The following is a 12951-nucleotide window of genomic DNA, read 5'->3' as shown; positions in this document are numbered from 1 at the left end:
ATGAGTATTATGTCGACTGCATCAACAACTCTGCGCAGTCCTGATCATTTCTTGGTGGCACTTATCATTGATCTTCGGAATAAGGTGCATATTCGAACGCTTGTTGGTCATTATAGTGAGCTTCTTCCTGAAATCAATACATTAGATCCAAGGAATATAGCTCAGAACTATATGGATTTAGGCGGACATCGGTTGGTATTTTTGCAAAATTGCTTAAGGACATTGAAAGATTTCAAACAGTTTTACAACTTCTGTGTAGATGAAAAGATCATCATCAATATGGAGTCGATCTTTTTTGATCTGTACCAACTCTGTGAGACCTACACCCGTATTAACGAATACGGTAAATTGAAGTATGCAGACGTCTATCATCGGATTAGATGGGAGGCGTTAAAAATAAAGTGTCAGCTATCGGAATTTGAACGTAAGTTCGATATAAAGCGTATTACTTCACCCAATCATTATGTTCCTATCGAGTTAGGACGGTTCTTAAAAAGTGTTTGGGGTCGCTGAGCACTCTGATTCTTTTTACAAGATTAAGTAATTTACAGTTAATTTTCATTGGATGGACAATTTACCGGTTGCAACGGCGAAAAACGTTATTTCTATTAGGTCAATTGGGAGTTGAATTTATGTTTTGCAGCCAACATGAAACACCTAAGTTGGAGTTCTGTATCCAGCTTAGGTGTTTCTGTTTAGCTCGGGATTGAACTGCTGATGGTCAAATAGATATTTTTGCTCTAAGGGTGAATAAGAAATCATTTTTGGAGTAGGTAAAAGAGCAAATACATAATAAAGGAGAAGAAGTCTAATCACTGACGATAACATCTAGTACTCATATATAGTTAACGGATAGACGAAATCAATCAGGTAGTTGCAGTAATGTGGCTCTGTGACCAATTTTGATATGAAGTCACCCCATCGAGATTTTTCCACCCCCGACCACTCTACCCACTCATCCCACTCTCAAGTGGTCGACTGCAGTAATCAAACTTATCGGTTACGGAGGTTTTGAATAATGGAGACATCTTCACTTCTATCAACTCCCAACCTATTTCCAGTTTACCAACCAATCGTGGATCGAGATTTATCAGTGATTGGATACGAGTCCTTTATCAGAGGTAACGATGCAAAACAGGTGTTAGAAGGCTTCACTTCTCCTTCATTGGATAAGATGAATCAGATCGTTTCAATGGACACGCTATGTAAGCAGTTGGCATTAGAGCAATACACGAGCGATACTCCCCTGTTTCTCAATTCGCACCCGTACTCAGTTAATCCGTTCCCACCTACATTGCCATTCCCAAAACAGCATGATCTGGTCATTGAAATTACCGAGCAAGCTTTTCTGCACGATGAACCGAGTTTGTCGATCCATGTCGAACAACTAGTAGCCAGAGGTGTCCATTTCGCCATTGATGATTTTGGATTTGGCCATTTCTCCTTACCATTTATCCTTAACATTCAACCAACCTATATTAAACTGGCTAAAGAAATTGTTCATTCCTGCAATAATGAGAAATCCTTGGATGTGTTGAAAAGACTCACCGAACCATTCAGGGAGATGGGTGTTAATATCATCGCAGAAGGTATCGAAACCGGGGAACAGTTTGAACAGATGCAGTCCATTGCCGATGCCTTCCAGGGGTATTGGATTGCTCACCCAAGGAGATTGGCGACCTCTAAGCTTAAATAATGAGGTTTTTTATCAAAGGAGATGGTGTCCAATGGCACCATCTTTTTATTTGCCTTCATTCGGGGTATCGATTGGAGATGGAAATATTTTTTGCACTTACAGAAGATCGGATGATTATTTCATGATCGGTTCATTGTTTATGGTCTGTTTATTTGAAATGAACGGCAGATTTTTGAACCGTGATGGAGTTGAAAACCACTTACGGATCTGAATTAAGAGATGCTGAAAAATATATGTAGATTCAAAATACAACAACCAATTTCAAGGAGGAAGATCAGTATGAAAAATCAGTAGAACGAAGAGGCGCGGCGATATAGGAAAATTTCAAATTGGAGGTATGACAATGGTAAAGATTGAGGTTATGCAAGGCGAAGGTACTAACATGATTGACTTGTACAAGCAAGTGCCGCCCGGCTCAATGGGGTTGGACATGGTATCGACTGATGGAGGCATCAATTGGAGACCAGCCGCCTTTGTTAAGACTACGAAGAGCATGCGTGACAGCTTTGGTTCAAACCCACAAATCGGTATTCGAGTAGCTACCTTTGCCCTGAATGATGTGTATCTCTTTTCCCTGATGGTGAAGATTGGACGCAATTCTTATTTAGAATCATGGTTGAATTACCATGCAGAAGGGGGTATCGGAAAAGATTTCTTTGAAGGTTTAGCAAGCCACCTGTACATCCCGGTAATATTACTCGATGAAGGAACCGATATTGCAGCAGCCTATGAAGCCAAGAATTCAGTTCGGTATGGTTTTAAGGACTATCTAAAAGTTCTTGCAAACGTCAAGCCTTGGACGATGGCTGAGTTTGATGGAGCGAAGGCTATTGCCATGAACATCCTCCCTCCCCTACCGGAAATGTGGGGTATGTATGCAAAGCCGCCTTCCTTGAAGATTGGACTGGAGGTAACGCTTGGCAAGTAACTAGGGTTAGGGGCTAACTGCCTTTTTCGAGGCAGTTAGCTCACCTGAAAGTGCCGGATTGAGTTGTTTTAAGAGGTCGAGATATAAAGATGTGCCTGTAACGGCAACTACTATCCCGAGGAGGAAAACAAATGGAAGCTATTTTTAACGATTTGAGAAATATCAATGCCGAGAAGTTACAGCCAGAGTACAAGCGGATGTATCAAGTGTTACTTAATCTGATCGACTATCTGGACACTGTACCACAATACCCGTCCAAGGCACAGTTAAAGAAAATTGGAGAAAATCTTAGTAAAGAACTGGCAGTAGGCATTATGAAGGTCATGGGTCTGGATGACTTTTTCGTTGAAGGTTTTAAGAAAGGTATGCCGGGCAAATTGCATGTTGATGAATATGGGGTTGATCATGACTTTCTTTCTGAACAAGATAAAATGGTGGTTGAGAAATTTTCAAAATCAGGTTGTCGGGTATACTTTGTTTCCAGCAGCACTCTTTTCCAGATTAATGATGTCTATTTCGATATGTTGACCTATTATTACCTTCCGACCAACATTATGCAGTTTGAAAATCCGAAAGGTAAGTTTCGGATAAATAGTCAGCAAATCATCGCTTACTTTTATAAGATCCTAACCGATGCTTGCAAGGGTAAGATCCTTAAACATTCAGTGATGAGTTCAAATTTGATGGATTTCCTTAAAGACTCCAAGCGTTAAATGACGGAAATTTAGCACCTAACTTACTTTGTTATCATTGTCTAATTGTCGGTAAAGCTTAAACAAGAAAATATCGGTAAATAACGTGAGTAGAAATTGATCGAAGTCAACAATCACACACTATTCTGAGGTGTGATTGTTGACTAAGGTGTAACCGGATTTGGTTGTTTTGATGGAATTTGAGACATTCACGCGAAGTTGATGCAATTGAGGGACTTGAATTAATCGATATAGCAATAGAAATAGCACCTCAATCCAATAATTCATTTCGGGGAGGAAGAACAGTAAGACTAATCAGCAGTATTTTTCCAATTCGACTGTTCAGTTTAGGGAAGGCTTAACGGTCATCAAGCAACTCCAGATCAACGAGTTCGGATTTGGTCAGGATTTCTTCGGACTGATCGATGATCAAGGAAAAGAGATCGCCCCCTGCGAGTGTCAGTACTTCATCCCAATCGAACATGGTCTAATTCGTACCGAGAACAAGTTCGGTTTAGTCGGTATCCTCGATCAAGCTGGTAATCTCGTTGTTCCCTTCTCAAGGGGGTATTAATCGATTAGCTTTTTCCAAGACGGTCGTGCATTGGTCAGAGGGGCATACCTGCCGTTGAGATATGGCTTCATCGACCGCCAAGGGAACGAGGTCATCCCACTCCAGTACGTCAATGCAGGTTACTTTCGTAATGGTATAGCGGCGGTGCAGAATTTCGATGGAAAGTGGGGGGTTCATTGACCGAACGGGCAAGCAATTGACTCCCTTCAAGTATGGTGAGGAGATAACGGATTTGAGAAAGAGTGGTTATGTACTGGTTAGAAATAAAAGAGTATTTGGTACGGGATACAGAGAGTATGTTAGGCTGGAGCCGACAAAGAGATTTATGAGAATGTAATATTTTTCATTGATAGTATTGGGGGGTTAGGGCTTTAAACTTTGGGTCTGCAAATAATCCTCTTTTGCAGACCCAATTCCATTGTACAGAGTTTCTAACTTGCAGATTTACGCTTTTCTGAAGATTTCTTTTTCCTTTTTTCAAGATCAGCCTTCAAGTCTTCTACAACTTCTGAGATTGATAGACTGTAGCTCCTTATTGCGAAATCGACCACTAACATCAATTCCTCGTAAGTCCACATTACGATTTTCTTTCTGTACCTTCCGGCAAGATCTTGCAATATGGCGGAAAAGTCCTGCTCGAGTTCCCCTGCTACCACAATTCCTAAAACATTGACCGTAGAATCTTTGCACTTATAAACAAACTGTTGAAGTATTTCATGACCTTTATTATCTGTTGACTTTATCGGTCTTTTCTCAAAACTTTTGGCGATGCCAACAAAGACTGCATCGTCCATACCAAGCATTTGAATTGTAAAGCTGATATCGCCATATTCTTGTCCATGATGTGGATGTAACTTATGATCTGTAAAAGTTACAAATGGCTTCATGATGCAGCGGACACTTTTTTCGTGCTGACAGGCTTGGCAAGCATCCACACTATGTCTAGAACATTTTTCAGTAAGCAGACTAAGTACTTCATGTAGTTCTTCGCGGCGCTTTTGGGTAATTCTCCGATCCCAAACTGGCTTAAACTGTTGCAGTTCTCTAACTTTGAACATGACTTTTGATGCGACTTTGGAAGAATAGTGAACGACATTGTTTTGAAGATAGAAGGATTCTTCTTCATGTGAAAATCCTTCATCCGGAAAATATTTGTTAATTATCTTTTCAGCTAGCGCGACTAATGCTAATTTTGGGTTGATCACTACTCCATCATACCAGGAATCGATTCTAATCTTATGATTCATAATGCAGCGGACGTTATCTTTTTGAAGTTCAGTGTAACAGAATGAACATACGACCTGCGGAGCTTGTCCTCTCTTTACAGAAACCATTAACAAATCGGTGTTTCCGCAGTGATTACAGGTAATATCTGCATAGTGGTCGCAGCTTTCGCAATAGGGGTAAAACCGAGCAATAGTATGTTTCTTCAGAGAGCCTACGATTTTATCTACATTTAAGTCGTGGAGTTTGAAGCTCTCGATCTTTTTGACCTTACAGGTAACGACTGCCTTAATCACTTCCAAAATGACTTTTTTCTCGTCATTTGAGGTGGTGAAGGCGACAAGATCCGGGTCTTCATTAAGATCAAAAGATTCAAACTTTTCGTCGATCTCACCATTGTCCTGTATGGAGTTAAGGTGGTTCATAATTTGACCAATCCGCCAAATTCCCCAATGTCTCATTTCGGAGGCTTTCAAATGACGGGTTAAATAAATTTTACCTTTGTCGTTATTGACCCCAAGAGTTGAGAAGAAGTCACCGTCTTTGTTGATGGCTTCCTGATAAACTGAACTTGGTGAATCATACCCGTCAAATTCAGTCAATTGCCTAACTTTAATGCCCAGATTACTATCTGCCAAGGTAACTTTGCTTGGCTTACTTGAATCGGGGTTAGGGTTGCTTAAAGTGGTTCGTTTCATAGCTTCTTTACTAAATACACTGTCGACAATCTTTTTGGTAATATTCACTGCTGATACATAGCAGTTAAAAGCTTCTTGAATGGTTCTGGATATTATCCCAACTAGGGATTCGGTAGGTATACTTATGCTTACAAAGCGTTGGTCAAAGTTAATCCAGAAGAAACCGAACTTCAATTCGTAAATAAAATCGGACTGTTCTGTTTCGGGGTTGATATAATTGTATCTCTCTTGATATTGTAATGCGATTTCCAGGGTTTCATGATTGATAACGTTTTGATCAATCGCGACAAGTCCAAATACGTTATCATTGGGATATACGATTGGCTTAAGCAATTCATTCATTTTGGAAACGCCTAAATTATTTTTATGATCGGAGATAAAAGATGCTGAGTTTACTTGAGGGTTATGCGGACGCAGAATAAACAGCCGAAAATTTGGTCGACGGCTATATCTATTATCTTCAAAACAGGTTTCGATATCTGATGCAGATATTTCAGGGGAGATGTTTATGAGCTCCACCAGTTTTTGTTTATCTAATCGCTCAATGGCAGCTTTCAGATCTTTTTTAACTTCCCGCTTTACAACTGTGCGGTAGCGATTGATCAAGTCTTTTTCGTCTACTTTAGAATATAGCAGATGGCGAATTGCCCCGTTTTGAACATGAAGTAGTTTATCCGCATGTTTATCAGACATTGTTATCACCCTCAAAATAACTTTGAATAGTAAGACCATTGTATCACATTTTCAGAAAAGTGGAGACTGGTGTCATGAAAGGTCGATTTGAACGCGATTTTTTGCTTGCGAGGATACTGATATAACCTTTAATCTTGGGCTTTTGAAGGATACCGGGAAGCGTTTGTAGAATAATGTAAGAAACCTGTGTAAGAGGGACATAGATCATATAAGGAGGTTCTGTAATTGTCCTATCAATCGGAAGCCCAACTGGAGAAGAATTTAATTGAGCAACTTGTTCGTCAAGGATACGAGCGAGTGACCCTAAATGACTATGATTCGATTCTCGAAAACTTTAAACAGCAATTGAACAGGTTCAATGAGAAAAAACTGAATGGACAACCGTTAACCGACTCGGAGTTTAGCCGGTTCCTAACACAGATTGACGGTAAGAGTATTTTTGAGTCCGCGAAGATTCTTAGGGATAAGCAAGTATTCCAAAGAGATGATGGAACTGAAGTTTATCTCGAGTTAATGAATACTCGTGAATGGTGTAAGAATATTTTTCAGGTCACTAATCAGACCACTGTTGAAGGCAAATATAAAAATCGTTATGATGTGACTATCCTTATAAACGGCTTACCTGTGGTTCAAATTGAATTAAAGCGCCGCGGCTTAGACTTTAAAGAAGCGTTCAATCAGATCCAACGGTATCGAAAACATTCCTTTAAGGGGTTATATCGTTATCTCCAGATATTTGTTGTCAGTAATGGGGTTGATACAAAATATTTTGCCAACTCGGATGGTGACATCCTGTTTTCGCATACCTTCTTTTGGTCGGATGCAGAAAACAATCGCATCACGAATCTAAGTGATTTTGCAGCCAGCTTTTTGGAAAGATGTCACATCGCGAAGATGATCGCTCGATACATGGTATTGAATGAGACCGAAAAGTTGTTAATGGTTATGCGCCCCTACCAGGTTTATGCTGTTGAAGCACTTATTAAGCGGGCTTTAGAAACCAAGAACAACGGTTATATCTGGCACACCACTGGTAGCGGTAAGACGTTAACTTCATTTAAGGCGAGTCAGATTCTTGCTAATGAACCGCATATCAAGAAGGTTTTCTTCCTCGTTGACCGCAAGGACTTGGACAGCCAAACCCTTGCTGAATTTAACAAGTTTGAACCCGGTTCAGTAGATATGACGGATGATACGGACAAACTGGTGGCACAAATTTCGGACTTAACGAAGCCGTTGATCGTTACTACGATTCAAAAGATGGCGAACGCTATTAAAAATCCACGTTATGAGCACATCATGAAGCCGTATCAGCATGAACGGGTTGTTTTTATCATTGATGAATGTCACCGTAGTCAATTCGGTAAGATGCATACTTTGATCAATAAGCATTTCAAAGAAGCTCAATACTTTGGTTTCACGGGGACACCTCTGTTCGAAGTGAATAAAAGTCAAGATGGTCGGGTAACTGCCGATATTTTCGAGAAGTGCTTACATACGTATTTGATTAAGGATGCTATTCATGATGGTAATGTCTTGGGGTTTTCGGTGGAGTATATCCAAACGGTTGATGTCTCGATTGATGAAAGGGATCAAACCCGTGTAAAAGGCATTTTGACCGATGAAGTTTGGATGCACGATGATCGTATCCGTATGATTGCCGAACATATCATCACCCACCATGATCGGAAGTCTCGAAGTAAGGGGTATACGGGGTTATTTACTGTTGACAGCATTCCAATGCTGATCAAGTATTACGACACTTTCAAATCGTTGTCTCATAATTTCAAGATTGCTGCTATTTTCACTTATGGTCAGAATGAAGATAGTGAGGGTGACGGACAAGACGAGCATTCGCGGGATAGTCTTGAACGTATTATCAAGGACTACAATGCTATGTTCGGTACCAATTTCTCTACAGATAAGTTTCAGGGGTATTTTGCCGATGTTTCGAAGCGAGTCAAAACTGCTCAAATCGATATTCTGTTGGTGGTCAACATCTTTTTGACAGGATTCGACAGCAAAACCTTGAATATTCTCTACATTGATCGTTTCTTGAAGTATCATAATTTGATTCAAGCCTTCTCCCGTACCAATCGGACGGAGAAAGCGACTAAGCCTTATGGTAATATCGTCTGTTTCCGTAACTTGAAGGAAGATACGGATGAAGCGATTAAATTATTCTCGAAGACAGACAATGTTGATGACGTTTTAATGAAAAGTTATGAAGAGTACCTTCAAATGTTTAGAGCAGCGTTGGCGAAAGTAAAAGCTCTCGCTTCTACACCTGCAATAGTAGATACTTTGGAGCGAGAGGAAGAAAAACAGGAGTTTGTTATTAGCTTTCGAGATCTAACCAAACTGTTGACCCGATTACAAACGTTTACCGAGTTTGAATTCGATCCAGCGCGACTGGGTATTACCGAACAGGAGTACCAGGACTACAGGAGCAAGTATCTTCGTATTTATGACGAAGTTAAGCGCGGCGGGGGTAAAGAATCAATCTTAGCGAATGTGGACTTCCTGATCGAGTTGATGCATACCGACCGGATCAATGTAAGCTATATTATGAATTTGATCCGCAATATCGATTTCGATAATCAGGAAGAGCGAGACAAGTCGATAAAGGACATTGAGGCTGAGATTGATCGGGCGGATAATGAGCAACTCCGTCTCAAGGCAAACTTGCTGAAGGACTTCTTGAGGAAAGTTGTACCGACCTTAACCAATGCTGATTCAGTCGATGATAACTATAATGCTTTTGAGCAGGAAGAACGTATGAAGGAAATTGAGGCATTCGCTGATGAAGTGGGGTTATCACCTGAAGAGATCCAAGGCTTTGTGCAGGAATATGAGTATTGTGGGATTGTGAATCAACAAGAGATCAGTGATGCAGTCAAGCTCCCCTTCCTTCAAAAGCGAGCGATGATTCAACGGATTATTGAATTCATCACTGAACATACCAAACGATTTTCATGATGCTATTTGGAGAAATAGCAGAAAAGGAATTGCCTTTTCTACTGTTTTTTATTATAATGGAGATGTTTGAATTGATGCTATTTACTTAAATAGCAAAGGGGAGGGCTGGTTTGAATTTAGAACAATGTGCATCGGTAGTGCAAGGGGTGTTTCTATCTCGTATCCAGACATCGCCTTCAATGGAAGCAGTCAAGCTTCCAGTCTACACGTTGAAGGAAATGAATGAGTGGTTGAGTCCTGATCCAATATCGTCAGAATACCAGCAAGATATTCATGTTGCTAAGGATCGTTTAGGGTCTTTACCGCTTGCCAAAGAGGGGTTAGTCTTAATCAGTTTGACTGGACAAAGGGCAGTGGCGTTACAACAGGAGCATGTTGGCAAACTGATTCCATCAAACTTTGCGATTATTGAACCTTCAAGCGAGTTGCACCCTGATTATCTGGAGTGGTTTATTAACGAGCATCCAGATTGTCGCAGGCAATTAAAGATCGCCACGCAAGGCTCGAGTGTAACAGCCTTATCAATTCAAATGCTTAGGACTTTAGATATTATTTTGCCACCTATGGACGTTCAAATGAAGATTGGTATTATCCACAGATTATTACACCGAAAAAATCGACTACTTCAGGAGAGAATGGTATGGGAACAGCAGTATATCAAACAGTTACTAATGGGGTATCTAGAGGAGGAAAGCAGATGACAACGACTGAGTTGCAGCGTCATCAACAAGCCGAATTACATAAGAAGCTTTGGGATATGGCGAATGATCTTCGAGGTCAACTTGAAGCTTATGAGTTCAAAAACTATATTCTCGGGTTGATCTTTTATCGTTACTTATCGGACAAAACTGAGGATCGGGTTAACATGCTGCTTGAAAAAGATAATATTTCTTTCAGGGATGCTTGGAAGGATCAAACTTACCGTGACGCCTTAAAAGATCAACTCATTCAGGAAATAGGTTACGTCATCGAGCCCGATTACCTGTTTTCGAGTATGATTGAAGAAATTCGTAAAGGTGAGCAAGGTAAGTTTGACATTGAAATGTTACAGAAAGCAATTAACAAAGTAACCGAATCAACCCTTGGAGCGGCGAGTCAGGAAGACTTCCAAAATCTGTTCGATGATATGGATTTGAGTTCCTCAAAATTGGGTCGTGATGTTAAGTCTCGTTCCAAGCTGATCGCTAAGGTCATGGTTAATATTAATGACATTCCTTTCATGCATAATGATGCGGACATAGATGTTTTGGGAGACGCATATGAGTATTTGATTGGGCAATTTGCAGCTAATGCGGGTAAAAAAGCTGGTGAGTTCTATACTCCACCACAGGTTTCAAAAATCATTGCCAAGATAGTGACATTGGGGAAGAAGGATTTGAGAAATGTGTATGACCCGACTTGTGGTTCGGGGTCATTGCTCTTGAGGGTTGCCAAAGAAGCGAATGTACGGAAGTTTTACGGGCAAGAGAAAACCTCAACTACTTATAACTTGGCTCGAATGAACATGCTTTTGCATGGTGTGTCTTACCATAATTTTGACATCCAGAATGCTGATAGTTTAGAGGAGCCGCGACATCTTGGTATGCGCTTCGAAGCTGTAGTAGCGAATCCCCCCTACTCTGCTAAATGGAGTGCGGATGAGAAGTTCCTGCAAGACGAGCGTTTCAGTGCTTATGGTAAGCTAGCTCCCAAGTCCAAAGCTGATTTCGCCTTTGTTCAACATATGATTCACCACCTTGACGATAATGGAACAATGGCAGTTGTCCTTCCTCACGGGGTATTGTTTCGCGGCGCGGCTGAAGGGGTTATTCGCAAATACTTGATTGAAGAGAAGAACTACTTGGATGCGGTGATTGGTTTACCTGCCAATATCTTCTTCGGGACAACGATTCCAACATGCATTTTGGTGTTCAAAAAATGCCGAGAAGCGAATGATAATATTCTGTTCATTGATGCTTCCAACGATTTTGAGAAAGGGAAGAACCAGAACCGCTTGCGTGACGAAGATGTTGAGAAGATTGTAGAAACCTATAAGACACGTCAGACCATTGAAAAGTACTCCAATGCAGTATCGCTAGCGGATATTCGACAAAACAATTATAACCTCAATATCCCACGTTATGTAGATACCTTCGAAAAAGAAGAGCCAGTTGATCTGGATTTGATTCAGGCTCGTCTAAAAGAAATCGACGCCGAGATTACTAAAATCGATATTGAGCTTGAAAAGTACCTCAGGGAATTGGGGGAATAGAGGATGGCTTGTGTTCCAAAGTTAAGATTTAAAGGGTTTGAAGATGAATGGGATAATGCTACACTTGGAGATCTAGGGACGGTTTTAATGTGTAGACGGATATTTGAACACCAAACAAGTAGTACTGGAGAGGTTCCATTTTATAAAATAGGGACGTTTGGTAGAACTCCGGACGCTTTTATTTCTAGAAAGTTATTTTCTGAGTACAAAGAAAAGTATCCTTATCCCAAAAAAGGGGATATTCTGATATCGGCAGCTGGAACAATCGGGAGAATTGTTGAATATAAGGGTGAGGATGCCTATTACCAAGATTCAAATATTGTTTGGTTAAACGTTACAAGTGATAGATTATTAAACAAATATCTCTATTATTACTACCAGACGATTGTTTGGAGTAAATTGGAAGGCGGAACTGTTAAGAGGTTGTATAACAAAGATTTGTTGGATACAAAAATACATTTACCAAGCATCGAAGAACAACAAAAAATCGCTTCTTTCTTCTCCCTCCTCGATCAAAAGATCGAGAAGCAACAGGAGAAGATCGAGCAGTTGGAGTTGTTCAAGAAAGGTATGCTCCAGAAGATTTTCTCGCAGGAAATTCGGTTCAAAGATGAGAATGGACAGGATTTTCCTGAATGGGACAGTGAATTGTTCGAGCAAGTTGCCACAAACAATTCTAATAAGATCATTCCACAAAGTAAGACGAACGCGCCATGTATTGAACTGGAGAATATTGTCGGTAATAGGGGGCGAATCAACGGTTTTTACTTATCACAGGAGCAACAAAGTACTAAAAATGAGTTTGCTAAAGGCTCCGTTTTATTTGGGAAATTACGACCGTACCTTAAGAAGTATTGGTATGCAACATTTGATGGGATTTGCTCATCAGAAATTTGGGTTTTGACATCAAAAAGTCCTAGAATTACTAATGAATTTTTGTATTTTATAATTCAAAGTGATACTTTTCAACAGGCAGCGAATATATCGTCAGGTTCCAAGATGCCGAGAACTGAGTGGGATTCCATCAGAAGTCTTGAGATCCCTCTGCCTTCGATTGAGGAACAGAAGAAGATTGCTTCGTTTCTGTTTACCTTAGAAGAAAAAATCTCCAAGGAAGAATCGAAATTCGAATCCCTCATACAGTTGAAAAATGGTTTGTTGCAGCAGATGTTCGTTTGATATCAGGAAACGGTATTGGTGGAAGTCAAACGTTTTT

11 protein-coding genes are annotated in these 12951 nt (G+C 40.4%); 9 read left to right on the top strand and 2 right to left on the bottom strand.

What is annotated here, in order from left to right; genetic code table 11:
- Positions 1-9: 9 nt before the first annotated feature.
- The 5 genes from THEAE_RS0110455 to THEAE_RS23890 all read left to right on the top strand — a co-directional run bounded on the left by THEAE_RS0110455 (position 10) and on the right by THEAE_RS23890 (position 3890).
- A complete protein-coding gene (locus tag THEAE_RS0110455; RefSeq protein WP_028987428.1) occupies positions 10-513 on the top strand; it encodes a hypothetical protein in 504 nt (167 codons plus the stop codon).
- Positions 514-1018: 505 nt separating this feature from the next.
- Positions 1019-1696: an EAL domain-containing protein gene (locus THEAE_RS0110450; protein ID WP_028987427.1), complete on the top strand. Its 678-nt coding sequence runs from the start codon at positions 1019-1021 to the stop codon at positions 1694-1696.
- Between the two features lie 343 nt (positions 1697-2039).
- A complete protein-coding gene (locus THEAE_RS0110440; protein WP_028987426.1) occupies positions 2040-2624 on the top strand; it encodes a hypothetical protein in 585 nt (194 codons plus the stop codon).
- A 131-nt stretch (positions 2625-2755) separates the two neighbouring features.
- Complete coding sequence (locus THEAE_RS0110435; protein WP_028987425.1) at positions 2756-3337, top strand: hypothetical protein; 582 nt, start codon at positions 2756-2758, stop codon at positions 3335-3337.
- A 265-nt stretch (positions 3338-3602) separates the two neighbouring features.
- The gene (locus THEAE_RS23890) at positions 3603-3890 is read left to right on the top strand and encodes a WG repeat-containing protein (RefSeq protein ID WP_425426428.1); all 288 of its coding nucleotides are present in this window, start codon (positions 3603-3605) and stop codon (positions 3888-3890) included.
- On the opposite strand, the gene THEAE_RS23550 is transcribed toward THEAE_RS23890, so the two are convergent.
- Both THEAE_RS23550 and THEAE_RS0110425 read right to left on the bottom strand, forming a co-directional pair.
- Positions 3876-4082, bottom strand: a complete 207-nt coding sequence (locus tag THEAE_RS23550; RefSeq protein ID WP_245605549.1) for a hypothetical protein — start codon at positions 4080-4082, stop codon at positions 3876-3878. The genes THEAE_RS23890 and THEAE_RS23550 overlap by 15 nt on opposite strands.
- A gap of 239 nt (positions 4083-4321) precedes the next feature.
- The gene (locus THEAE_RS0110425; protein WP_028987424.1) at positions 4322-6505 is read right to left on the bottom strand and encodes a hypothetical protein; all 2184 of its coding nucleotides are present in this window, start codon (positions 6503-6505) and stop codon (positions 4322-4324) included.
- Between the two features lie 225 nt (positions 6506-6730).
- Here THEAE_RS0110425 and THEAE_RS0110420 point away from each other — a divergent pair, with 225 nt between their 5' ends.
- The 4 genes from THEAE_RS0110420 (at position 6731) to THEAE_RS0110405 (ending at position 12914) form a co-directional block, all read left to right on the top strand.
- Positions 6731-9484: a type I restriction endonuclease subunit R gene (locus THEAE_RS0110420; protein WP_028987423.1), complete on the top strand. Its 2754-nt coding sequence runs from the start codon at positions 6731-6733 to the stop codon at positions 9482-9484.
- A gap of 110 nt (positions 9485-9594) precedes the next feature.
- Entirely contained in the window at positions 9595-10185 is a 591-nt protein-coding gene (locus THEAE_RS0110415; protein WP_028987422.1) for a restriction endonuclease subunit S domain-containing protein, read from the top strand.
- Entirely contained in the window at positions 10182-11735 is a 1554-nt protein-coding gene (locus THEAE_RS0110410) for a type I restriction-modification system subunit M (RefSeq protein ID WP_028987421.1), read from the top strand. Before THEAE_RS0110415 ends, THEAE_RS0110410 begins: the two co-directional genes overlap by 4 nt.
- A gap of 3 nt (positions 11736-11738) precedes the next feature.
- Positions 11739-12914 (top strand): restriction endonuclease subunit S, encoded by a 1176-nt coding sequence (locus THEAE_RS0110405; protein WP_028987420.1) that lies wholly within the window; start codon positions 11739-11741, stop codon positions 12912-12914.
- The last annotated feature ends 37 nt before the right edge of the window (positions 12915-12951 follow it).

This window comes from Thermicanus aegyptius DSM 12793 (assembly GCF_000510645.1).
In the GTDB taxonomy this organism is placed as follows: domain Bacteria; phylum Bacillota; class Bacilli; order Thermicanales; family Thermicanaceae; genus Thermicanus; species Thermicanus aegyptius.
Note: the sequence above shows the minus strand (reverse complement) of the source record. Positions and strands in the feature narration are given on the sequence as shown.